Origin of the sequence: Rhizobium laguerreae (assembly GCF_002008165.1) — a bacterium.
GTDB lineage: Bacteria > Pseudomonadota > Alphaproteobacteria > Rhizobiales > Rhizobiaceae > Rhizobium > Rhizobium laguerreae.
Genome location: NZ_MRDM01000014.1, coordinates 962,977 through 985,774, shown reverse-complemented (window position 1 = coordinate 985,774; position 22,798 = coordinate 962,977). Strand labels below are relative to the sequence as shown.

Genomic DNA, 22,798 nt, shown 5'->3' with positions numbered 1-22,798 from the left:
AGGTTTGTCAACAAGTTAATGGCCGACCTTGGCGGTCGGAAATCGCTATGGCTTGAAATCAGCGTTCGGCGAGCGCCGGTTCGCCCTTCTTCTCGCGCACCATGTTGATGAAGCGGCGGAAGAGATAGTGGCTGTCCTGCGGGCCGGGAGAGGCTTCCGGATGGTGCTGGACCGAGAAGACCTGCTTGCCGAGGACGCGCAGGCCGCAATTGGTGCCGTCGAAAAGCGAAATATGAGTCTCTTCAACGCCATCCGGCAGCGACTTCGAGTCGACCGCGAAGCCGTGGTTCATCGAGACGATCTCGACCTTGCCGGTCGTGTGGTCCTTGACGGGGTGGTTGGCGCCGTGATGGCCCTGATGCATCTTCTCGGTCTTCGCGCCAAGTGCCAGGCCCAGCATCTGGTGGCCGAGGCAGATGCCGAAGACCGGGATATCGGTCTTAACAAGCGTCTTGATCACAGGGACGGCATATTCGCCGGTTGCCGCCGGATCGCCCGGGCCGTTCGACAGGAAGATGCCGTCCGGCTGCATGGCGAGCACGTCTTCGGCGCTCGTTGCGGCCGGCACGACGGTCACCTTGCAGTCGAGGCCGGCAAACAGGCGCAGGATATTGCGCTTGACGCCGTAATCGAGGCAGACGACGTGGTATTTCGCGTCCGCCGCCTTGAGCTCACCGTAACCTTCGTTCCAGACCCACGGCGTTTCGGTCCATTGCGAGGACTGGCCCGACGAGGCGATCTTGGCAAGGTCGAGACCTTCGAGGCCGCTCCAGGCTTTGGCTTCGGCCTTCAGCGTCTCGATGTCGAAGACGCCGTTCGGATCGTGGGCGATCACCGCGTTCGGAGCGCCGTTCTCACGGATCCAGGCGGTCAGCGCGCGCGTGTCGATGCCGCAGAGACCGATGACGCCGCGGGCCTTCAGCCATTGGTCGAGGTGCTTGGCGGCGCGGTAGTTCGAGGGCTCAGTGATGTCGGCCTTGAAGATGACGCCGACAGCGCCATGGCGGGCGGCAGGCGTCAGGTCCTCGATGTCTTCATCATTGGTGCCGATATTGCCGATATGCGGGAAGGTGAAGGTGACGATCTGGCCCAGATAGGAGGGGTCCGTCAGGATCTCCTCATAGCCAGTGAGCGCTGTGTTGAAGACCACTTCGGCCGGCACCTTGCCGGTGGCGCCGATGCCCTTGCCTTCGATGACCGTGCCGTCGGCAAGAACGAGCAGGGCGGTCGGCTTTTCGATTGTCCAGGGTGCTGTCGCGGTCATCTTCATCCCGTTTCCGGCGATCGGTGCGCGCGTTGCCGCGGCTGGCCGCCTTTTGATCTCGCAGGCGTGTGGACGCGGCAATGCCGCGCGCTTCAGGCCTGATCACGAATTTTGGTGCAGGTGGCGGTAAATAGCCACGCAATCGCTTGCGGTCAATCTTTGTAGCCGAGATTGCTGCCGTTTTCCTGCGCTTTATCGCACTGACAGCGCAATTTATTTGATCCCCCGCATCAGCGTGGTTTATGAAGCGGCATCAAAACAGGAGTGAAGACCATGCTGCGCGATCAACTCGCCACCCAGCTGAAAGAGGCGATGAAGGCCAAGAATGCGGAGCGGCTTTCCACCGTCCGGCTGATTCAGGCCGCGGTCAAGGACCGCGATATCGCCAATCGCGGCACCGGCAAGGAGCAGGCGAGCGACGACGAGATCCTGCAGATTCTCGCCAAGATGGTGAAGCAGCGCGACGAATCGGCCAAGATCTACGAGGAGAATTCCCGCCCGGAGCTTGCCGCCAAGGAGCGCGCCGAAATCATCGTCATCCAGGATTTCATGCCGAAGCAGCTTTCGGACAGTGAAGTGCGCGCCAACGTCTCGGCGATCATCACTGAAACGGGTGCCGCGGGCGCCAAGGACATGGGCAAGGTGATGGCGGCGCTCAAGGAGCGTTATGCCGGCCAGATGGATTTCGCCAAGGCGTCGGCGACCGTCAAGGAACTGTTGAACGGATAACCTCAGATAACACGTCTTGCCTGCGGTTCGTCACGGACCGCAGGCCCGAGCACCGCTTCGGCGGCGGCATCGATGATGGCGAATTTCGCCGCCTGATAATTCCAATATTCGCGGATGAAGTGGCCCGACAGCCAGAAGTCGCCCTTGCGGGAGGGTTCCGTCCAGCCAATGCTCTCCATGGTCGCTGCCTGCATCAGAAGCCGCTTCAGATGGGTATTGGAGATCATGAACTGTTCGCGGATTTCCCTGAGCGATAGAGGGCCGAGCACGACGCGGTCGGCCGTTCTTGGAAATTCGGGAAGGCGCGAGATCAGGTAGTCCATCACCAGCCCGCCGGAATTCGCCCAGTTGAAGAGGTTGAAGGTGGCGCCCGGATTGCGGACTGCTTCACTTCCTATGATCGCCCTTGCGATCAGCGGCTGGATCGCTGCCATCATCGCCGAGGGGTCGGCGGTGATCTGATCGGCGCGCTCGCCGCCGTCGAGGCTGTCGAGGATCATCATATGGGCGACGAGCCATCGGGTGAAATGCTGCTCGGCGATTTCGGTGGGCTCCAGGTAACGTGTGCGCTTGTCGGGGCCGGGGACCGGTCGCAGGAAGCGATAGGCCAGCATTTCCTGCATGAAGGCCGCGGCTGTGTTGCGGCTGGCGATGTCGTTCCTGACCGCAAAATCGATGAAGCGCCCAGAATAGAGGCCGCCGCTCTTCCCATCGTCGGAATAACCGTAATGAAGCGCGAAGCCGGCATGGGCCATCAGCCAGCGCTGCTGCGCGGCGAAGATCGAGGCGATGCGCGGGCTCTCGCGATAGATGGCGAGCATCTGATCGGCGCAATGCAGGATCGCAGCGAGAAAGCGATCGTCTGCTGCAAGATTATCCGCGGTAAAAGCCATTTGGAGAGGTCCAGGGAGTTCGGCGCATACATCTTTCATGCAGGCGCCGCCTGTCAACGGTTTTGTCAATAAGCGGTTAATCTCAAAGGGAGAGTTGTCGCAAGGAGCCAAAAATTTAAGAAGGCAGGAGCTGGGGGCGCTCCTGCCTTCTTGCTCTTTGCTTCCACCGGCACGCAGGGCCGAAGCCCAAGCCGGAGGGTATTTGCAAAGGCACCCTTGCGAAGCGGCGCCGGGGGTAGGGATGGTGCTTCGCTCGGGGATCGCTTTGTTGAGATCGAACCTATTGCGGTGCGGCGGCTTATTCAAATTACAAAAAAATAATAATTGCCGGAATCGGCGGTTTGAGATGCCTCGAGGCGGACTGTCGGGAGGTGGCGGGCAGCTTAGTGAGGCGTAATCACATGAATGAATAATCCATTGTTGCACAAAGATTTTTTATCATCTTTGTTGGAGGTCTCCGCTCTTGCCGAAGCTTTCCCGACGGCGGAATTCCGGCTCTGAAAGGACAATAATGTCGCACCCTGTCGCAGGGGGCGATAACGCGTTGTTGATTGGATAACCGGCGCCGCTGATGACCGCCACATAGCCTGTGAATAGCGGGTTTTCGTGACAAGTTTCGTGGCATGGAGCGGCAAAGCAGCTTATATGGAGGTTGGCCAAGAGGTATCGATGCGCTTTTCCAACACCTTTCTCGATGATATTCGCGACCGCGTTCCGATTTCGAACGTGATTGCGCGCCGCGTGAGCTGGGACAAACGCAAGACCAATGTGTCGCGCGGCGATTACTGGGCCTGCTGCCCGTTCCACGGCGAGAAATCGCCGAGCTTTCACTGCGAGGACCGCAAGGGCCGTTATCATTGCTTCGGCTGCGGCGTCACCGGAGACCATTTCCGCTTCCTGACGGAACTTGAAGGTCTGAGTTTCCCCGAGGCGGTGCAGCAGATCGCCGATATGGCCGGCGTGCCGATGCCGCTTGCCGATCCTGTGATGGAGAAGCGCGAGAAGGAGCGCGGCTCGCTGATCGACGTCATGGAAATGGCGACCCAGTTTTTCCAGGATCAGCTGCAGACGGCGAATGGGGCGAGGGCGCGCGCCTATCTGCGCGACCGCGGATTGACGGGACGCACCATCGAGACCTTCCGCCTCGGCTATGCGCCCGACAGCCGCAATGCGCTCAAGGAATTCCTCGCCGGCAAGGGTGTCTCCAAGGAGCAGATCGAGGCCTGCGGTCTGGTCGTGCATGAAAACGTGCCGGTTTCCTACGATCGTTTTCGCGACCGCATCATGTTCCCGATCCTTTCGTCGCGGGAAAAGGTGATCGCTTTCGGCGGCCGTGCCATGTCTGCCGATGCGCCGGCGAAATATCTGAACTCCAACGAGACGGAGCTCTTCCACAAGGGCAATGTCCTTTACAATTTTGCCCGTGCGCGGCGGGCGATCCAGGGACCGGGCCGCGGCGATCCTCAAGACGACAATGCGACCGGCACCATCATCGCCGTTGAAGGCTATATGGACGTGATCGCGCTACATCAGGCGGGCATCGAGAATGCCGTTGCGCCGCTTGGCACGGCGCTCACCGAAAACCAGCTCGAGTTGCTCTGGAAGATGGTGCCGCAGCCGGTGCTCTGCTTCGACGGCGACAGCGCCGGCATCCGCGCCGCCAATCGCGCCGCCGAACTGGCGCTGCCGCATCTGAAGCCCGGCCGTTCCGTTCGCTTCGCGCTTCTGCCCGATGGCAAGGATCCCGACGATCTGGTGCGCGATGACGGGCGCCCGCCTTTCGACAAGGTGATGAGCCAGGCAAAGCCGCTCTCCGAGATGCTTTGGAGCCGGGAGATCAATACCGGCAAGTTCGACACGCCGGAGGCGCGCGCCGAACTCGAGGCGCGGCTGAAGCAACTGGTCGCCGTCATCGCCGACGAGAACGTCCGCCGTCACTACCAGCAGGATATTCGCGATCGGCTGAACGTCTTCTTCCAGCCGCAGTTCCAGAACCGCAACAATGGCGATCGCCGCGGCGGCTTCAACGGCAACGGCAATTACCGGACGGGCCGCGACAATGCGGGCAAGGCCGGGCCGAAAAGCCCCAGCGTCATTTCCGAAAGGCTCGCCCGCTCGGGTCCCGTGCGCGGTCACCAGAACAATACGGCGCTGCGCGAAAGCGTGCTGGCGTTGACCGTCGTCAATCACCCCTCGCTGATGATCGACGATTATGACGAGATCGCCGCGATCGAATATGACAGCCGCGAGCTGCAGCGGCTCTGGTCGGCGATGCTGGGGGCAGCCGCGGCCGTTGCCGGCCCGCATCTGACGCGCGAATATCTGACCGAAAGGCTGGAATTCGAAGGCTTCGGCCCGCTCATCAAGAGCCTCGACCAGCAGGTGCGCAATGCCCGGCTGTGGATCGCGACCGAGGAGGCGGCGATGGAGGATGCGCGTGAGGGATACCGCCAGGCGCTGGCCTCCCACAAGCGGGCGAAGGCGCTGCGCCGGCAGAAGATCGAACTCGAGCGCGAGATCGCGCTGGCGACCGAAGCCGGCGACGGCGAGGCGATCGTTCAGCTGATGCGAGCGCAGCAGGAAGTGCATTTCGAAGGGGTGCGCCTTGAGAACCAGGAGGCGATCATCGATGGCTTCGGCGTGCTTTCCGGCCGCGTCAAAGGGGCGGCGAACCACTGATGTCGCTGACCGAACGAAACGAACCGGGCTTTTCCGCTTCCGGCGCGCTGTTTTCTTCCGGCCGCTCGCCGCTCGATATCCTCAAGCAGGTCTACGGCTATTCCTCCTTCCGCGGCAAGCAGCAGCATGTGGTCGAGCATGTGGTTTCCGGCGGCGACGCGGTCGTGCTCTTTCCCACAGGCGCCGGCAAGTCGCTGTGCTTCCAGATCCCGGCGCTCTGCCGCGATGGCGTCGGCATCGTCGTTTCGCCGCTGATTGCGCTGATGCGCGATCAGGTGGAGGCGATGAAGCAGCTCGGCATCCGCGCCGCAGCACTCAACTCGTCGCTGTCGCGCGAGGAGTTCGTCGAGGTTCGCCGCGCGCTTTCGGCGGGCCAGCTCGACCTTCTCTACGTCACGCCCGAGCGCATTTTGACCGATGGTTTCCGCGAGCTGATCGCCAACGAGAAGATCGCGCTATTTGCGATTGACGAGGCCCATTGCGTCTCGCAGTGGGGCCATGATTTCCGGCCGGAATATCGCGAACTCGGGCGGCTCGGCGAGCAATATCCTGGTGTGCCCAGAGTGGCGCTGACGGCGACTGCCGATCCGCATACGCGCGACGACATGATCGAGCGGCTGGGTTTGGATTCTGCCGAAATCTTCACCACCAGCTTCGACCGCCCGAACATCGCCTACGAGATCGTCGAGCGTGATCAGCCACGCCAGCAGCTGCTGCGGTTCCTGTCCGGCCACAAGGGCGACAGCGGAATCGTCTATTGCCTGTCGCGCGCCAAGGTCGAAGATACGGCCGAATGGTTGAACGGGCAGGGCATTCGCGCCCGTGCCTACCATGCCGGCATGGACAGGGCGGTTCGTGACGCCAATCAGGATGCCTTCCTGAAAGAAGAAAACCTTTGCCTGGTCGCCACCGTCGCCTTCGGCATGGGCATCGACAAACCGAACGTGCGTTATGTCGCCCATCTCGATCTGCCGGGTTCGGTGGAAGCCTATTATCAGGAGACAGGGCGCGCCGGCCGCGACGGTCTGCCGTCCGATGTCTGGATGGCCTATGGCATGGCCGACGTGATCCAGCGCGGCCGGATGATCGACGAGGGCAATGCTGCCGCGGAGATCAAACGGGTCGAACGCGCCAAGCTCAATGCGTTGCTCGCGATCTGCGAGACCGCCTCCTGCCGCCGCCAGGCAATCCTTGCCCATTTCGGCGAGGCGCATGCCGGACAATGCGGCAATTGCGACACCTGCCTGAAGCCGGTCGAGACCTGGGAGGGCACGGAGGCGGCGATCAAGGCGCTGGCCGCCGTCTATCGCACCGGCGAACGTTTCGGCGCTGGCCATGTCGTCGACGTGCTCCTCGGCAACGTCAACGAAAAGACCGAACGTTTCGGCCATGCCGAAATGCCGGTCTTCGGCGCCGGCAAGGATATTCCGGCACGCGTCTGGCAGTCGGTCTTCCGCCAGCTGCTCGCCATGGGATTGATCCGCGTCGACCACGAGGCCTTCGGGGCGCTGAAGCTGGAGCCGGAGGCGCGCTCCGTCTTCAAGCACGAGCGGCAGGTGTTCTTTCGCAAGGACCGGCCGGCCTCGGAACGGCGTACGAAGAAGGCGGAGCGCAGCGAGCGCAAATCGGGACTATCGGGCGCCGACGGAAGTCTCTTCGAAGCACTGCGGGCCGAGCGCATGGCGATCGCCAAATCGCTCGGCGTGCCGCCCTATGTCGTCTTTCCCGATACGACGCTGATCGCCTTCGCCACGGAGCGGCCTCGCAGCCGCAAGGAATTGCTCGCCATATCAGGCGTCGGGCAGGCGAAGCTCGAACGTTACGGCGATGCCTTCCTGGAGATCATCCTGGCACAGGACAACGGCTGAGCGGCAAGGGAGGAGCGCCGATGGCCCAGAATATTTACGACCGACCGGAATTCTTCGCTGGATATAGCGGCATGAGACGATCCTTGCACGGGCTCGACGGAGCATCCGAGTGGCCGGCGGTGCGCGCGCTGCTGCCCAATCTTGCCGGCAAGCATGTTGTCGATCTCGGCTGCGGCTTCGGCTGGTTTTCGCGTTTTGCCGTGAGCCAGGGTGCTGCAGGCGTGCTTGCGCTCGACATCTCGGAAAAGATGATCGCCAGAGCGAGGGCCGATACGGCGGAAGCAGCGATCACCTACGAGATCGCCGATCTCGAGCATCTCACGCTTGCTCAAGCTTCCTTCGATTTCGCCTATAGCTCGCTGGCGCTTCATTATATCGAGGATTTTGCCGGTCTCGCCGCGACGGTCTATCGCGCGCTTTTGCCGGGATCGCAATTCGTCTTCACCATCGAGCATCCGATCTTCATGGCGCCGACCAATCCCGCCTGGGCAGCGGATGCCGAGGGGCGGCGCATCTGGCCGCTCGACCGTTATTCCGTCGAAGGTCCGCGCACCACCGACTGGCTCGCCAAGGGTGTGGTCAAGCAGCACCGCAAGCTCGGCACCACGCTCAACACCTTGATCGCGGCCGGTTTTGCCATTCGCCATGTCGAGGAGTGGAGCCCGAACGAAGATGAGCTCCACGACAATCCAGATTGGGCGGAGGAGATGGACCGGCCGATGTTCCTGCTGATTGCGGTCCAGCGCTGAAGAAGACAAGCCGGCGGCAATATGCTAACCCGGCGGGCAAATGGAAATCTCTGGGAAAAGCCATCCATGACCTCGCAATTTCTCTCCCATCTCAGCAACGAGATCTCAGCGCTGAAGGATGCCGGCCTCTACAAATCCGAGCGCGTCATCAGCTCCAAGCAGGCGGGCGAGATCGCGATTTCCACCGGCGAGCGGGTGCTGAATTTCTGCGCCAACAACTATCTCGGCCTTGCCGACAACGAGGAACTGGCCGAGGCCGGCAAGCAGGCGCTCGATCGATACGGCTACGGCATGGCCTCGGTGCGCTTCATCTGCGGCACACAGGAAGAGCATAAACACCTCGAAGCGCGCATCTCCTCCTTCCTCGGCATGGAAGACACGATACTCTATTCCTCCTGCTTCGACGCCAATGGCGGTCTCTTCGAAACGCTGCTGTCGGAAGAGGACGCGATCATCTCCGACGCATTGAACCACGCCTCGATCATCGACGGCGTCAGGCTCTCGAAGGCCAAGCGCTTCCGCTACGCCAACAACGATATGACAGCGCTCGAAGAGGAGCTGAAGAAGGCCGAAGGCAGCCGCTTCAAGCTGGTCGCCACCGACGGTGTCTTCTCGATGGACGGGATCATCGCCAATTTGGGCGGCGTCTGCGACCTCGCCGAGAAATACGGCGCGATGGTCATGGTCGATGACAGCCATGCCGTCGGCTTCGTCGGTAAGAATGGCCGCGGTTCGCCGGAATATTGCGGCGTCGAGGGCCGGATCGACATCATCACCGGCACGCTCGGAAAGGCGCTTGGCGGCGCCTCGGGCGGCTATACCTCCGCCAAGGCAGAGGTCGTCGAATGGCTGCGGCAGCGCTCGCGGCCCTATCTGTTTTCGAACACGCTGGCGCCCGTTATCGCCGCCGCCTCGCTCAAAGTGTTCGACCTCATCGAAAACGGCGATGCCTTGCGCAAGCGCCTTTCCGACAATGCCGATCTGTTCCGCACTGAAATGACCAAGCTCGGCTTCACGCTTGCTGGCGAAGGCCATCCGATCATTCCCGTCATGCTGGGCGACGCCAAACTCGCCCAGGATATGGCAAGCCTGATGCTGAAGAAGGGGATCTATGTGATCGGCTTCTCCTTCCCCGTCGTCCCAAAAGGCCAGGCCCGCATCCGCACGCAAATGTCGGCGGCGCATTCGCGGGCGGATGTGGAGCGGGCAATCGCGGCCTTTGCCGAGGCAGGGCGGGAATTGGGTGTGATTTGACAATAGGCGTTGCCATCTCCCTCTTCTCCCAAGTGGGGAGAGAGGGAGTCGCAAAGTCAGGCACCAGAACAAGGGCAGGATATCGTTGATGTCGAACATGATGAAGGCGCTGGTCAAAGCAAAACCGGAGGTCGGGCTCTGGATGGAGAATGTGCCGGTGCCCGAGGTCGGGCCGAACGATGTGCTGATCCGGGTGAAGAAATCGGCAATCTGCGGCACCGACGTGCATATCTGGAACTGGGATCAGTGGGCGCAGAAGACCATTCCGGTGCCGATGGTGGTCGGCCATGAATTCTCCGGCGAGATCGCCGAGATCGGCTCGGCGGTCACCCGCTATCATATCGGCGAGCGGGTCTCCGGCGAAGGGCATATCGTCTGCGGCAAGTGCCGCAACTGCCGGGCGGGCAGGGGGCATCTCTGCCGCAACACGCTCGGCGTCGGCGTCAACCGGCCGGGTTCGTTCGGCGAGTTCGTCTGCATTCCCGAAAGCAATGTCGTGCCGATCCCGGATGATATTTCCGACGAGATCGCCGCCATCTTCGATCCGTTCGGCAATGCCGTGCACACGGCGCTCTCCTTCGATCTCGTCGGCGAGGACGTGCTCGTCACCGGTGCCGGGCCGATCGGCATCATGGGCGCGCTCGTCGCCAAGCGATCCGGCGCCCGCAAGGTCGTCATCACCGATATCAATCCGCACCGGCTGGAGTTGGCGCGCAAGCTCGGCATCGATCATGTTGTCGACGCATCGAAGGAAAACCTCGCCGACGTGATGAAGGCGATCGGTATGACGGAAGGATTCGACGTCGGGCTGGAAATGTCGGGGGCCGCACCTGCCTTCCGCGACATGATCGACAAGATGAACAATGGCGGCAAGATTGCCATTCTCGGCATCGCGCCGGCCGGCTTCGAAATCGACTGGAACAAGGTGATCTTCAAGATGCTCAATCTCAAGGGCATCTACGGCCGCGAGATGTTCGAGACCTGGTACAAGATGATCGCTTTCGTCCAGGGCGGCCTCGATCTCGCACCCATCATCACCCACCGGATCGGTATCGACGATTTTCGCGACGGCTTCGAGGCGATGCGGTCGGGTAACTCGGGCAAAGTGGTCATGGACTGGATGTGAGAAGGGTGAATGCTTTGCGCCGTCGTGCCGGCCGGCAGGTATGCCGCCGGCTTGACGGCAAAATCGGTAGAAAATCCTGCGTATAAGGCTGCGTGGCGTGCAAAAACTTTACTGCCCTTGTCTTTTGTTCGCAGCATCTTAAATAAGGGTTCGCAATCGCTGCCGCGGTTCAAAGCCTGTGGATAAGGCTTTTTCCGAATTTTTGTGGGCTTTTTTTCTGGAAAAGCTTGACGAGAACAAAAAATGTGGGAATCACCGTTCGACTTGTTGAATGGTGAACTGGGTCAAGGCGGATCGCGCAACCATGGCCGGAAATCCAAAAGCAAGAAAGCTTTGCTGTCCGGTGCCGGTAATCGTGGTTAATCAGGCTTTAAATGTCATCCCGTTAGGTGGGCAAAGGTGATTCGAGGGCGGCGCGTGCGGCGCGTCAGGCCCTGAGACAGCCCGTTCACCGTAGCGAGATTGGATAGCGTCAGGAAGGCGACGATATAAATGGCAACCAAGGTCAAAGAGAACGAAGACGCGGAAGTCGAACGCGACAGCGCAAGCGACGGCCCTCTTCTCGATCTTTCCGACGACGCGGTCAAGAAGATGATCAAAGCCGCCAAGAAGCGCGGCTATGTGACCATGGACGAGCTCAACGCGGTCCTGCCGTCCGAAGAAGTGACGTCCGAGCAGATCGAAGACACGATGTCGATGCTGTCGGACATGGGCATCAACGTCATCGAGGACGAGGAAGCCGAGGAAGCCGGTGCTTCCGGCGGCAGCGATGACGACGACGCCGGCGGCGACGAGGAGAGCGAAGGCGGCGAACTCGCGCCTTCGAGCGGCACGGCGCTGGCGACCGCCAAGAAAAAAGAACCGACGGACCGTACCGACGATCCGGTTCGCATGTACCTGCGTGAGATGGGCTCGGTGGAGCTTCTGTCACGCGAGGGTGAAATCGCGATCGCCAAGCGCATCGAGGCCGGCCGCGAGACGATGATTGCGGGTCTCTGCGAGAGCCCGCTGACCTTCCAGGCGCTGATCATCTGGCGCGACGAACTCAACGAAGGCACGACGCTGCTGCGCGAGATCATCGATCTCGAAACGACCTATTCCGGCCCTGAAGCCAAGGCTGCGCCGCAGTTCCAGAGCCCGGAGAAGATCGAAGCTGATCGCAAGCTCGCAGAAGAGAAGGAAAAGACCCGTCGCGCCCGCTCCGGCGACGACGACATCACCGATGTCGGCGGCGAAGGCCTGCCTCCCGAGGAGGAGGAAGAGGACGAGGACGAGTCCAACCTTTCGCTGGCGGCGATGGAAGCCGAGCTTCGCCCGCAGGTGATGGAGACGCTCGATACGATCGCCGAGACCTACAAGAAGCTGCGCAAGCTGCAGGACCAGCAGGTCGAGCAGCGGCTGTCGGCTTCCGGCACGCTGTCTACTGCCCAGGAGCGCCGCTACAAGGAACTCAAAGATGAGCTCATCAAGGCCGTCAAATCTCTGTCCTTGAACCAGAACCGCATCGACGCCCTCGTCGAGCAGCTCTATGACATCAACAAGCGCCTCGTTTCCAATGAGGGTCGCCTGCTGCGCCTGGCCGAATCCTATGGCGTCAAGCGTGACTCCTTCCTGGAACAGTACCAGGGCGCCGAGCTCGATCCGAACTGGATGAAGTCGATCGGCAATCTGGCCGCCCGCGGCTGGAAGGAATTCGCCAGGGGCGAAAACACGACGATCCGCGACATTCGCCAGGAAATCCAGAATCTGGCGACCGAGACCGGCATCTCGATCTCGGAATTCCGCCGCATCGTCCATATGGTGCAGAAGGGTGAGCGCGAAGCGCGTATTGCCAAGAAGGAAATGGTCGAAGCGAACCTTCGCCTCGTCATCTCCATCGCCAAAAAGTACACGAACCGCGGCCTGCAGTTCCTCGACCTCATTCAGGAAGGCAATATCGGCCTGATGAAAGCGGTCGACAAGTTCGAATACCGCCGCGGTTACAAGTTCTCGACCTATGCGACATGGTGGATCCGTCAGGCGATCACCCGTTCGATCGCCGACCAGGCCCGCACGATCCGCATTCCGGTGCACATGATCGAGACGATCAACAAGATCGTCCGTACGTCGCGCCAGATGCTGCATGAGATCGGTCGCGAGCCGACGCCGGAAGAACTGGCCGAAAAGCTCGCCATGCCGCTCGAAAAGGTCCGCAAAGTCCTGAAGATTGCCAAGGAGCCGATCTCGCTCGAAACCCCGGTGGGCGACGAAGAGGATTCGCATCTCGGCGATTTCATCGAGGACAAGAACGCGCTGCTGCCGATCGACGCCGCCATCCAGGCGAACCTGCGCGAGACGACGACCCGCGTTCTCGCCTCGCTGACGCCGCGCGAAGAACGTGTTCTGCGCATGCGCTTTGGCATCGGCATGAACACCGACCACACGCTTGAAGAAGTCGGCCAGCAGTTCTCGGTCACCCGCGAACGTATCCGCCAGATCGAGGCGAAGGCGCTGCGCAAGCTGAAGCATCCGAGCCGCTCCAGAAAGCTGAGAAGCTTCCTCGACAGCTAGGGTTTCGGCGACGCCGTTCTGACTATTTGAAAAGCCGGGCTTCATGCCCGGCTTTTGCTTTTGTGATTAATACCAATGATCCCGGTGTCTTTCTTGTCCCTCCATGGTGACAAGCCTATAATCCGGCCACGGGGGAAGGCATCGATCGCGACGCATGAGCGAGGGCAGACGTGCGCTTGTGTGAACCAATCCTCCGCTAGATCCGGATAATTTAACGCCTGACGGGCCTGAAATCTGAATCCGGCTCCACATCGAAGAAATAGAGCATGACGCCGTACGAAAACCGCTGAGACTTTTCGGCACCATGTTCTGGGAGGTGCGACATGACCACTTACATTCTTTTGATCAATTGGACCGATCAGGGCATCCGCAATGTCCGCGACTCGGCAAAGCGGCTCGACGCCGCGAAGAAATTGCTCGCCGGCGTCGGCGGCTCCTTCAATCAGTTCTTTCTGACGATGGGCGGGCACGACATGGTCGCCGTCTGCGAGGCGCCCGATGACGCCGTCATGGCGCATTTTACCCTCTCGCTGGCGATGGGCGGCAATGTCCGCACGGAGACGCTGAAGGCATTTCCGGAAGCCGCCTATCGGGATCTCATCGGCTCGCTCGGTTAGCCGGAGCCGGAGATCGTCTATCTTGAAGGTTGCGGAGCGTTAGCTAATAACTCTCGTGCTGCTCGATCACGCGGTTTTTTTCTTTTGTGGCTTGATGCTGCCGGCTTTAGAGGCCACATCGCTGCTGTGACAGAAGAAGACGTAGAACCGGCGGAAGCGCAGCACGAAACGGGAAAGCAGCGGCCTGAAATCCGCTGGGGCGTCGTCGCGTCTGTTGTTGCCCATATTCCTATCCTTGCTGTTCTCATTTTCGGGCTGCCGAAGATTGAGCCGAAACCTGCCGAAGACGAGAGTGTGAAAGTGGAACTCGTCCCGCCGCCGGAGGAGAAGAAGCCGGAGCCCAAGCCAAAGCCACCGGAGCCGAAGCCGCCGGAAGAGGCCAAGAAGGAACCACCACCGCCTCCACCGCCTCCGCCGCCTCCGCCACCACCGGCGCCTTCGGAAGCTGCAAAGCCTCAGGCAGAACCTCCAAGGTCGCGCACTTTTCGTCCGGTGCTTGAATTTGCCGACAAGGATTCAGCGCCGAAAGAAAAGGCAGAGGGAGAGCCGCAACGGGCGGAAGCACCAAAGCCACCAATTGCTAATGTAAAACCGGAGGAGGCACCGGTCGAGCCGCCGCAGCCCGAAAAGCCTCGAGTTTCGGAGACAATGGCCGCGGCGAATCCGGTGCCTCAGGATATTGTGCTTCCACAGGTGGCGGCTGTTGAGGCTAATCCGGAAAAGAACGGGCCGGCTGCCACAGGACAGGATGAGGCAAAGACGAATTTCGCGCAGGCGAAGCCACCCGAGGACACAACGATGTCGGCGCCTTCGACGCCGCCGAAAGCCGAGGCCAAGGAGGCGGACGAAATGATCAAGGCGAAGACGCTGTTTTCCGAAAAGGCCATGGCCAGTCCGATGATCAAGACCGCGATCAGCAATCTGCCGCGAGGTGAGCGTATCAACCAGCTTTGCCAGACTGAACTCAGGCAGCAACTGATCCATTCGGCTGCGCAATATCAACCGCGTTGGCTACCTTCCTATTCACTTCTGAGCGGAAGTGTACTTGATGCACGGCGCGGGGCCTTCAAGAGCCGCAGTGAATGGTTTGAGGTCAGATTCAGGTGCGAAGTGGATAATGATGCGACGAAGGTCATATCCTTCGAGTATGATGTCGGAAATTCGGTTCCGCGCAGCGAATGGAAAAACCGTCGCTTTCCTGAAGACTAACGATCGGGAAAGAGTTCGACCACTGCAACAAGCCACGCGCAAGGAACCGCACCTAGCCTCTTTTCATGGCCGTGATGATTCCGGTGAAGAAAAGGACAGATGATATGTCGAACGAGATCGAGCGTTTCTTTGAGCATCAGGACGAAGCCGTCAGTGCGCTGTTCCTGGAAAACAAGGGCGACGAGCTGACCGATATTTTGGTGGCTGCTCTGGAAGAGGCTTTCGAAATCCTTCTCGAAGCTGCGCCCGCCGAAACCGTTCATTGAGGTTGCAGAGAGCTCGCTCTGTCTGCCAATGTGTGCTGACCGATCGCGCCGCTTGCGGTCTCCCGACCGGTCGGGATAATGCGCCAGCATCAATGGCCCAGATATCATGTCGACTTCCCAAGAGGATCAACCACCCTCGGCGGGCGCGCTTGATGCCCGTCTGGCCGGTTACCGGTTCGAACGCGATGCGCTCGGCCGCTCCGCCGCAAATGTCTTCCGGCTGGAAGCTCGCGGATTGCCGACGCTTTATCTGAAGATCGAAGAGGTCGGTCCTTTCGGCGAACTCGCCAACGAGGCGGCCAAGCTTCGCTGGCTCAAGGCTTCCGGTCTGCCCTGTCCCGATGTCATTGCTGAGGACAGCGACGGTGTGCGCAACCGGTTGCTGATCAACGCGCTGCTCGGGAGTGATCTCGCCAGTGCATCAGTGCTGACGCCGCTTGCGCCGGTTGAACTGCTGGCAGCGGCACTTCTTGACCTGCATCGCCTGCCGATCGCATCCTGCCCGTTCGACCATCGGCTGGAGGCGCCTATCGCGGCGGCAAAAGCGCGGATGCAGGCCGGCATCGTCGACGAGACCGATTTCGATGAGACGCGGCTTGGAAAGAGTGCTGAGGCACTGTTTGCCGAACTCGAAAGCGGGAGGCCTGGCCGCGAGGATCTCGTCGTCACCCACGGCGACGCCTGCCTCCCGAATTTCATCGCGTCGGAAGAGGGATTTTCGGGTTATATCGACTGCAGTCGTCTCGGCGTCGCCGACCGCTATCAGGATATCGCGCTCGCCTGCCGGAGCATCGCCCACAATTTCGGCGAGGCGCTGGTGCAGGCCTTCCTTGATCGCTACGGCATGCCGGCCACGGATCCGACCAGACTCGACTATTACCAGCTGCTCGACGAATTCTTCTAGGCAGGCATCTTAGCCGCCACGATTGCGTCATCTCAAGGTGGCTGGCAGAGTGGCCGGCGATTAGACCTGCGGGTAGATGATGGCCAAAAACCAGTTCAGGATGCTGCGCTCGGCGCTATTAGGCGTCGAAGCGGTGGAGGCGGAAACGCATCACAGCTTTGCGCGTCATACGCATGAGCAGTTCGGCATCGGTTTGATGTCCGCCGGGGCGCAGTCGTCGCTCAGTGGCCGCGGCATGGTGGAGGCTGAGGCCGGCGACATCATCACGGTCAATCCAAACGAGGTGCACGACGGGGCGCCGATCGGAGAGGGGCGGTCGTGGCGTATCCTCTATTTCGATCCCGCCATCGTCACCGGTCTGTCGCGAGAGATCAGCGAAAGCGGCGCGGCGCGGTCGGAAATCCCGCATCCCGTCATTCGCAATGCGGCGATCGCCGCCCGCTTCGAAACGCTGTTTGGCGCGGTGACCGGCGCTAGGGCGGCGCCGGAGTTGCTCCGCGAGGAACTGCTTCTGCAGCTCGTCGCCGATGTCATGCGGGAGCGCTGTGATACCGAAGAGCGGCCACCGGTGCCGGCGCCGATCCGCGCGGCCCGAGATCTGATCGACGACGATCCGCTTGCCGCCGTCTCGCTCGCCGATCTCTCCAGGGAAAGCGGGCTCAGCCGCTTCCAGGTGCTGCGCGGTTTTGCCAAGGCGACAGGATTGACCCCGCATGCCTATCTCGTCCAGGCGCGCATCCATATCGCCCGGCGGCTGATCGCTCAGGGCATGCCGCTTGCGGAGGCGGCTTTTGCCAGCGGCTTTGCCGACCAGAGCCACATGACGCGCGTCTTCGTGCGTAAATACGGCCTGTCGCCGCGTCTCTATGCCGGCGCCTTTCTCTGAGCAACTGCTTTGCACCTGCAATTTTGTTCAAGACCTCGAGAGGCTCCTGCTGTTTTCTCGGCCATTCAACAGGAGAGGCTGAATGTCGAGGCAGGTTCAAGGTTATGTCTATCTGGCGCTTGCGATGCTGACGGTAGGAAGCACGGTCGTCGCCAGCAAACTCATCGCCTCAAGCCTGCCGCCGTTCAGCGCCACTGCGTTGCGCTTCGCCATCGCCTTTCCCGTCTTTCTGCTGCTGATGTGGGCGACCGGCGCGCGGCTGCCGAGATTTTCCCGGCATGACCGGCTCATCCTTGTCATTCAGGCCGGGGCCGGCAGCGTCGGTTATACGACGCTGCTGATCTCCGGCCTCACCCTGACCTCGGCGGCCGATGCCGGCGTCATCATCGGCACGCTACCGGTGGTGTCGGCCGCAATCTCCATCCTGCTGCTGCGCGAACGGCCGCAGCGTGCCCTGCTTCTTGCCGTGGCGCTTGCGACATCAGGCGTGCTGTCGATCGCCTTCAGGCCGGATGCGGCCGGCGGATCATTGGCCGGCAATGCGTTGATCTTCTGCGCCGTCGTCTGCGAGGGGCTGTTCATCCTGCTGAACAAAAGACTGAAGACGGAGATTGCGTCGCTTGCCCTGTCGACGTTGATGGCCGGCATCGGCTTTATCGTTGCCGCCATCCCGGCTGTTTTCGAAGTGCCTTTCGCAGATGGTATTTCGGCAAGCGCTGTCGCCGCCGTCGTCTATTATGCGCTGGTGCCGACCGTCGGCGGATTTCTGCTGTGGTATGCGGGGGCAGAAAGGGTGAGTGGCACGGAGGCCGCGCTCTTCACGGCGCTGGCGCCGGTTTCCGCCGTCATGCTTGCCTTTATCATTCTTGGCGAGCCGGTCGGGCTCAGCCAGATCGCGGGTATCGCCTGCGTGCTTGCGGCCGTGCTCGGGCTTGCCTTTGCCGAGAGTCGTAGAATGAAACTTGCCGGGGGAAGATAGACCATGCAGTTCAGCCATTCCGATGCCATATGGCAGGCCTTTCCGGAGCTTCGCGCCGGCGCGCTCCATGCGGGAGGGATCCATGGGGATGCCGATGTCGAGGCGGCGATCGCGGGCTTCAACGCGCTCGCCGAGGCCCGGCTAGCCAAAGCGCAGGAAGGCGAATTTCCCGAGATCCAGGCTTGGCGGCGCGGCTTTTCCCGCATGGGGCTGAAGCCGACACAATATCGCTGCGCGTCCGAGGCGCTGCTGCGCCGCTTCCGCCAGGAGCATGCGCTGCCGCGCCTACATCCGCTTATCGATCTCTGCAACGCGATTTCGCTCGCCTTCGCCATTCCGATCGCCGTCTTCGACGTCGAAAGGATCGCTGGCGATCTCCAGGTCCGGCGGGCGAGGGGTGACGAGACCTATCTGACCTTCGCCGGCGAAATCGAGCATCCGGAGGCGAACGAAGTGATCTTCGCAGACGATGAACACAGGACTCATGCGCGGCGCTGGACGAACCGGCAGAGCGGGCTTTCGGCGGTGCGGGAGACGACGCGCTCGGTGCTGATCGTTGTCGAGGCCTTGCACGTCTCTGCCGGCGACGACATCGCCCGCCTGGTCGAAACAGCTGCGGATGCGCTTGCACGTCACTGGCCGGTGGTGGCGAAAACGGCGATATTCAGTTCGGTATCACCGCGTTCGAATTCTGAGGTTGATCTCAGGTGTCGTCAGATCAGTAGGTTCGAGGCCTTGGGCCGGCGACATGTCCGCCCTATCTCAGTGGGATCGATACCTCCTGGAGACGAATCCCCATGTCAGAAAAGATGTCAGATAAGTCGATCAAGATTCCGGGGCCGGATCATCCGATCAGCGTCGAGCACAATCCCTCCCGCGTCGTCGTCACGCTCGGCGGCAAGACGATTGCCGATACCCGCAATGCGCTGACGCTGCGCGAGGCCTCCTATCCGCCGGTGCAATATATTCCGCGCAAGGATGTCGACATGTCGCTGCTTCAACGCACCGACCACGCCACCCATTGCCCCTATAAGGGCGACGCTTCCTACTACAGCATCATTCCGGGCGGCGAGCGCTCGAAGAATGCCGTCTGGACCTACGAGGCGCCGAATGCGGCGGTCAGCAGCATCAAGGACCATCTTGCCTTCTATCCCGACCGTGTCGACGGCATCGAGGAAATGGCCTCTCCGGAAGCCGGCGCCTTCTGACGCTGCATCGAAGCCGTTCCGGCGGAACATGTTCGCCGCGGAACCGTTAGCGTTATCTAGTCGGGGATGTGTCGTGCCGAAATTCTACTTTCAGCTTTTCGATCGGGATGGCGTCGGGGCGACCGAGACGGGATATGATTTCGACTCTGTCGAGGCTGCGAAAGCGGAGGCGCGGCGCGTTCTCGCGGAAATGGCCGCCGAAGGCTTGCCGGCCGCACCTTTGAATATGCTGTCGGTGGAACTGTTCGATGAAAGCCGGCGGCCGCTGGCAGAAATCCGGCTGATTCTCGAAGAAATTTCGAAATAGCCGTGATCGGCTTGCCTGCCTTGAATAGCTGTCGATCGAGGCGAAGCAATCGAAAGACTATGTCAAATTTAATTGCCGGCTATGAGGGCGGGTCTTAGCGTCGCGTCACGATCGACCGAGTCGGATTGATGCGTATGTGTGTGACCGGCGGCAGCCGTTAACGGGGACCGCTATCGTAAGACGTCGAGCCATTCATTGCTGAAGACGAGACTGGCAACTGTGACCGGATCGCCCTTCTCGTTGCGAACGGTGACGGCGATCGTCATGCGATCACCCGCAGGCAGTTCGTCACGGGCCACATCCAGCAGGATGCGGGTCACCTCTTTTGGAATGTCTTCACGAGATCTGAGCTCGGTGCCGTGCTCGTCGCGCGTGGGACCTTCGCCGTTGTGTAGATCGAAATAGTAGCGAGCCATGTTTTTTCCTGCGCGTCACAGGAGAAATCACAGATGAAGACAATTGTTCCCGAGGCTAGGCATTGATTCTTATAGAAAATACAGGTCGCATCGAAATGGTCAGGAACTTTTGCGCTATCGGCGGACAAACCCGTGATTGAATCTCTGCTCCTGAATCTTGGAAGCCGCGATGTGCTATCGGCCGAGGAGGAAACCCATCTCAGAGCGATCATCGTCAAAGACAGGTATTTTGCCGCCGGAGAAGATCTTGTCTCCGAAGGGAGCCGACCGGGCTACAGCACGCTGCTGCTCGATGGTTTTGCGGCGCGCTATAAGGTGATGGCCGATGGCAGCCGCCAGATCACCGCGCTACATGTCGCCGGCGATTTCGTCGATCTGCATGCTTTCCCGATCAAGAAGATGGATCACGGCATCGTCGCGCTGTCGTCCTGTCATGTTGCGTTCGCCGATCACGCCGATCTCAAGGCGATCACCGAGGGCATGCCGCATCTGACCCGGCTGCTCTGGCTCGATACGCTGGTGGATGGCGCCATCCACCGCGAGTGGATTGTCGCCATGGGCCGCCGCTCCAAGCGCGCCCATATCGCCCATCTCGTCTGCGAACTCTTCGTGCGGCTGCAGGTGGTGAAGCGGACGCGCGGCGCAAGTTTCCAGTTTCCGTTGACGCAGATCGAGATGGCCGACGTGCTCGGCGTCTCCGTCGTCCACCTCAACAAGACGCTGCAGGCGCTGAGGCGCGAGGGCGTGTTCACCTGGGAGAACCGGACGATCACCATCGTCGACTGGGAACGCCTGCAGGAAATCGCCGAATTCGATCCCGGCTATCTCAGCATCTCCAGGGAACCGCGCTAAAACCGAGGCGTCACACAATCCGGTGACACCAGCTCATTGCGATTGACAATTCGTCCATTCGGGCAGAACACCGCTCCGACCTTGAAAACTCTTATAAAGGCTGGCGGACCCGCGCTGCCGGCCGGTGACATCGCAATGGACATATCCCAAGGCCCGGGGAGCGTTCTTCGCCACCCCGGCTATCTGAACTTCGCCGCCTCCCGCGTCTTTTCCTCGCTTTCCTTCCAGTCCATTGGCATCGCCATGGGGTGGATGATCTACGATCAGACGCACAGCGCCTTTGCGCTCGGCCTCGTCGGCTTGTGCCAGTTTCTCCCGATGGCGGTGCTGACCTTCGTCGTCGGCCATGTCGCCGACCGGTTCGATCGGCGGCGCATCGGACTTGTCTGCCAGTTGATCGAGGCGGTGACGGCGCTGGTGCTGGCCGTCGCCACCTGGCAGCAATGGCTGACACCGGCCGGCATCCTTGCCGCCGTCACCGTGCTCGGCGCCGTCGTCGCCTTCGAGCGCCCGACCATGGCGGCCCTGCTGCCGAACATCGTGCCGGCCTCGATGCTGCAGAAGGCGGTCGCAACCTCCACATCGATGATGCAGACGGCGATGATCATCGGCCCCTCGCTCGGCGGCCTGCTTTATGGCCTCCACCCCGTCGCGCCTTTTGCTATCTCCGCGCTGCTCTTTGCCGTCGCAAGCTTCAACGTCATCTCGATCCGCATGCAATGGAGCCCAGCCAAGCGTGAGCCGGTGACGCTCGCCTCGGTCTTTGCCGGCGTCTCCTTCATCCGCAGCCGGCCGGTGATGCTCGGGACGATCTCGCTCGATCTCTTCGCGGTGCTGCTAGGCGGCGCGACGGCGCTGCTGCCGATATTCGCTAGCGATATCCTGCATGCCGGTCCCTGGGGCCTCGGTTTTCTGCGCGCGGCCCCGGCGGTCGGTGCGCTCGCCATGTCGATCGTGCTTGCCCGCCGGCCACTGAGCAGCAATGTCGGGCGCAAGATGCTTGCCGCCGTCGCCGTGTTCGGCGTCGCCACCATCGTCTTCTCGCTTTCGACCAATATCGCGCTTTCCGTGGTCGCGCTGTTCGTGGTCGGCGCGTCCGATACGGTGAGCGTCGTCGTGCGCAGCTCGCTGGTGCAGCTTCTGACGCCGGACGAGATGCGTGGCCGCGTCAGCGCCGTCAACTCGCTGTTCATCGGCACCTCCAACCAGCTCGGCGAATTCGAATCCGGCATGATGGCGGCAGCCCTCGGCCCCGTCGCCACCGGCGTTGTCGGCGGCTTCGGCACGATCGTCGTCGTGCTCCTGTGGATGCGGCTCTTCCCCGATCTCACCAAGGTCAAGACGCTGCAGGGCTAGCATATGCATGACGCGTTGAAAGCGGCGACCGCTCCCGTTAGGTTCGGCCCGACACATCATTCGGCGGAGCCGCGCGTGACGACAAATTTTCTGTTCTACATGATTGCGGCAGTTTTCACGTCGGTACCGGCCGTGGCCCTGGCCGATTGGCAGGCGGTCGAAGAGGTACGGCCCTATTCGATATCAGGCACGTCGGGGGCCGGGCTCTATGCATCGATCGGCGAGCTTGGGCCGAAGGCGGGCGGCTTCGGCCGGGCGATCGCGCATACGACGTTCAAGCTGACCTGGACCAGGAAATACGAACCGCAGGGAAATGCCTGCGTTATCGTGACCAACCGGCCGAAGCTCATCATCACCTATACGCTGCCGAAACCATCTGCCGAGCTGCCAGCCGCCGTGAAGAGCAGCTGGGAGGGCTTCATATCAGGGGTGCAGGCGCATGAGCGGGTGCATGGCGAGACTATCAAGGAGATGGTCAAGGAGATCGAGGCGATGAGCATCGGCCTCACCGTTGCCGACGATCCCGATTGCAAGAAGATCAGGATCGAGCTGACCCGCCGGCTCGGCGAGATCTCCCAAAGACAGCGCCAGCGCGGCCGCGACTTCGACAAGATCGAAATGGGTGACGGCGGCAATATCCAGCAGCTCATCCTCAAGCTGGTGAATGGCCCCTGAGGGGGCCGAAG

The 22,798-nt window shown here is 61.2% G+C and carries 21 protein-coding genes and 1 pseudogene; 19 read left to right on the top strand and 3 right to left on the bottom strand.

Annotation, left to right across the window (positions count from 1 at the left end):
- Window positions 1-58 precede the first annotated feature (58 nt).
- Window positions 59-1,264 (bottom strand): glutamine-hydrolyzing carbamoyl-phosphate synthase small subunit, encoded by a 1,206-nt coding sequence (gene carA / locus BS630_RS20695; protein WP_077979249.1) that lies wholly within the window; start codon window positions 1,262-1,264, stop codon window positions 59-61.
- A gap of 273 nt (window positions 1,265-1,537) precedes the next feature.
- On the opposite strand from carA, the gene BS630_RS20690 reads away from it, so the two are divergent.
- Window positions 1,538-1,993, top strand: coding sequence for a GatB/YqeY domain-containing protein (locus tag BS630_RS20690; protein WP_011652893.1), 456 nt, complete (start codon window positions 1,538-1,540; stop codon window positions 1,991-1,993).
- Between the two features lie 2 nt (window positions 1,994-1,995).
- Here the strand turns inward: BS630_RS20690 and BS630_RS20685 are convergent, their stop codons facing one another.
- Window positions 1,996-2,886: a hypothetical protein gene (locus BS630_RS20685; RefSeq protein WP_077978860.1), complete on the bottom strand. Its 891-nt coding sequence runs from the start codon at window positions 2,884-2,886 to the stop codon at window positions 1,996-1,998.
- Window positions 2,887-3,555: 669 nt separating this feature from the next.
- Between BS630_RS20685 and dnaG the strand changes: the two genes are divergently transcribed.
- The 15 genes and pseudogenes from dnaG (at window position 3,556) to BS630_RS20605 (ending at window position 19,488) form a co-directional block, all read left to right on the top strand.
- The gene (dnaG, locus tag BS630_RS20675; protein WP_077979248.1) at window positions 3,556-5,565 is read left to right on the top strand and encodes a DNA primase; all 2,010 of its coding nucleotides are present in this window, start codon (window positions 3,556-3,558) and stop codon (window positions 5,563-5,565) included.
- Entirely contained in the window at window positions 5,565-7,433 is a 1,869-nt protein-coding gene (recQ, locus tag BS630_RS20670) for a DNA helicase RecQ (protein WP_077978859.1), read from the top strand. The genes dnaG and recQ overlap by 1 nt, the downstream gene beginning before the upstream one ends.
- A 20-nt stretch (window positions 7,434-7,453) precedes the next feature.
- Window positions 7,454-8,182: a class I SAM-dependent methyltransferase gene (locus BS630_RS20665; protein ID WP_077978858.1), complete on the top strand. Its 729-nt coding sequence runs from the start codon at window positions 7,454-7,456 to the stop codon at window positions 8,180-8,182.
- Window positions 8,183-8,248: 66 nt separating this feature from the next.
- Complete coding sequence (locus BS630_RS20660) at window positions 8,249-9,436, top strand: glycine C-acetyltransferase (protein WP_077978857.1); 1,188 nt, start codon at window positions 8,249-8,251, stop codon at window positions 9,434-9,436.
- Between the two features lie 88 nt (window positions 9,437-9,524).
- Entirely contained in the window at window positions 9,525-10,562 is a 1,038-nt protein-coding gene (gene tdh / locus BS630_RS20655; RefSeq protein WP_003541611.1) for an L-threonine 3-dehydrogenase, read from the top strand.
- A 492-nt stretch (window positions 10,563-11,054) separates the two neighbouring features.
- Window positions 11,055-13,112, top strand: coding sequence for an RNA polymerase sigma factor RpoD (rpoD, locus tag BS630_RS20650; RefSeq protein ID WP_017961411.1), 2,058 nt, complete (start codon window positions 11,055-11,057; stop codon window positions 13,110-13,112).
- Window positions 13,113-13,435: 323 nt separating this feature from the next.
- Window positions 13,436-13,729: a GYD domain-containing protein gene (locus tag BS630_RS20645; protein WP_017965212.1), complete on the top strand. Its 294-nt coding sequence runs from the start codon at window positions 13,436-13,438 to the stop codon at window positions 13,727-13,729.
- Between the two features lie 84 nt (window positions 13,730-13,813).
- Window positions 13,814-14,938: a DUF930 domain-containing protein gene (locus BS630_RS20640; protein ID WP_077978856.1), complete on the top strand. Its 1,125-nt coding sequence runs from the start codon at window positions 13,814-13,816 to the stop codon at window positions 14,936-14,938.
- A gap of 65 nt (window positions 14,939-15,003) precedes the next feature.
- Window positions 15,004-15,204 (top strand): hypothetical protein, encoded by a 201-nt coding sequence (locus BS630_RS20635; protein ID WP_017961407.1) that lies wholly within the window; start codon window positions 15,004-15,006, stop codon window positions 15,202-15,204.
- A gap of 106 nt (window positions 15,205-15,310) precedes the next feature.
- On the top strand, window positions 15,311-16,108 hold the full coding sequence (locus BS630_RS20630; RefSeq protein ID WP_077978855.1) for an APH(3') family aminoglycoside O-phosphotransferase: 798 nt from the start codon (window positions 15,311-15,313) through the stop codon (window positions 16,106-16,108).
- Window positions 16,109-16,187: 79 nt separating this feature from the next.
- On the top strand, window positions 16,188-16,994 hold the full coding sequence (locus BS630_RS20625) for a helix-turn-helix transcriptional regulator (RefSeq protein WP_077979247.1): 807 nt from the start codon (window positions 16,188-16,190) through the stop codon (window positions 16,992-16,994).
- Between the two features lie 82 nt (window positions 16,995-17,076).
- A complete protein-coding gene (locus tag BS630_RS20620) occupies window positions 17,077-17,973 on the top strand; it encodes a DMT family transporter (RefSeq protein ID WP_077978854.1) in 897 nt (298 codons plus the stop codon).
- A 3-nt stretch (window positions 17,974-17,976) separates the two neighbouring features.
- Window positions 17,977-18,657 (top strand): annotated as a pseudogene (locus BS630_RS20615) (B3/B4 domain-containing protein); the annotation flags it as partial.
- A gap of 125 nt (window positions 18,658-18,782) precedes the next feature.
- Window positions 18,783-19,181 carry a DUF427 domain-containing protein gene (locus BS630_RS20610; RefSeq protein WP_077978853.1) on the top strand — a complete coding sequence of 133 codons (399 nt, stop codon included), beginning with the start codon at window positions 18,783-18,785 and terminating at the stop codon, window positions 19,179-19,181.
- 73 nt (window positions 19,182-19,254) lie between these two features.
- Window positions 19,255-19,488, top strand: a complete 234-nt coding sequence (locus BS630_RS20605; protein ID WP_025395393.1) for a DUF6894 family protein — start codon at window positions 19,255-19,257, stop codon at window positions 19,486-19,488.
- Between the two features lie 170 nt (window positions 19,489-19,658).
- On the opposite strand, the gene BS630_RS20600 is transcribed toward BS630_RS20605, so the two are convergent.
- A complete protein-coding gene (locus BS630_RS20600; protein WP_020050977.1) occupies window positions 19,659-19,904 on the bottom strand; it encodes a DUF6894 family protein in 246 nt (81 codons plus the stop codon).
- A gap of 132 nt (window positions 19,905-20,036) precedes the next feature.
- Between BS630_RS20600 and BS630_RS20595 the strand changes: the two genes are divergently transcribed.
- From BS630_RS20595 to BS630_RS20585, 3 genes are all read left to right on the top strand, one after another.
- Window positions 20,037-20,756 carry a Crp/Fnr family transcriptional regulator gene (locus tag BS630_RS20595; protein ID WP_077978852.1) on the top strand — a complete coding sequence of 240 codons (720 nt, stop codon included), beginning with the start codon at window positions 20,037-20,039 and terminating at the stop codon, window positions 20,754-20,756.
- A gap of 135 nt (window positions 20,757-20,891) precedes the next feature.
- A complete protein-coding gene (locus tag BS630_RS20590; RefSeq protein WP_077978851.1) occupies window positions 20,892-22,112 on the top strand; it encodes an MFS transporter in 1,221 nt (406 codons plus the stop codon).
- 3 nt (window positions 22,113-22,115) lie between these two features.
- Window positions 22,116-22,787 (top strand): DUF922 domain-containing Zn-dependent protease, encoded by a 672-nt coding sequence (locus BS630_RS20585; RefSeq protein WP_077978850.1) that lies wholly within the window; start codon window positions 22,116-22,118, stop codon window positions 22,785-22,787.
- The last annotated feature ends 11 nt before the right edge of the window (window positions 22,788-22,798 follow it).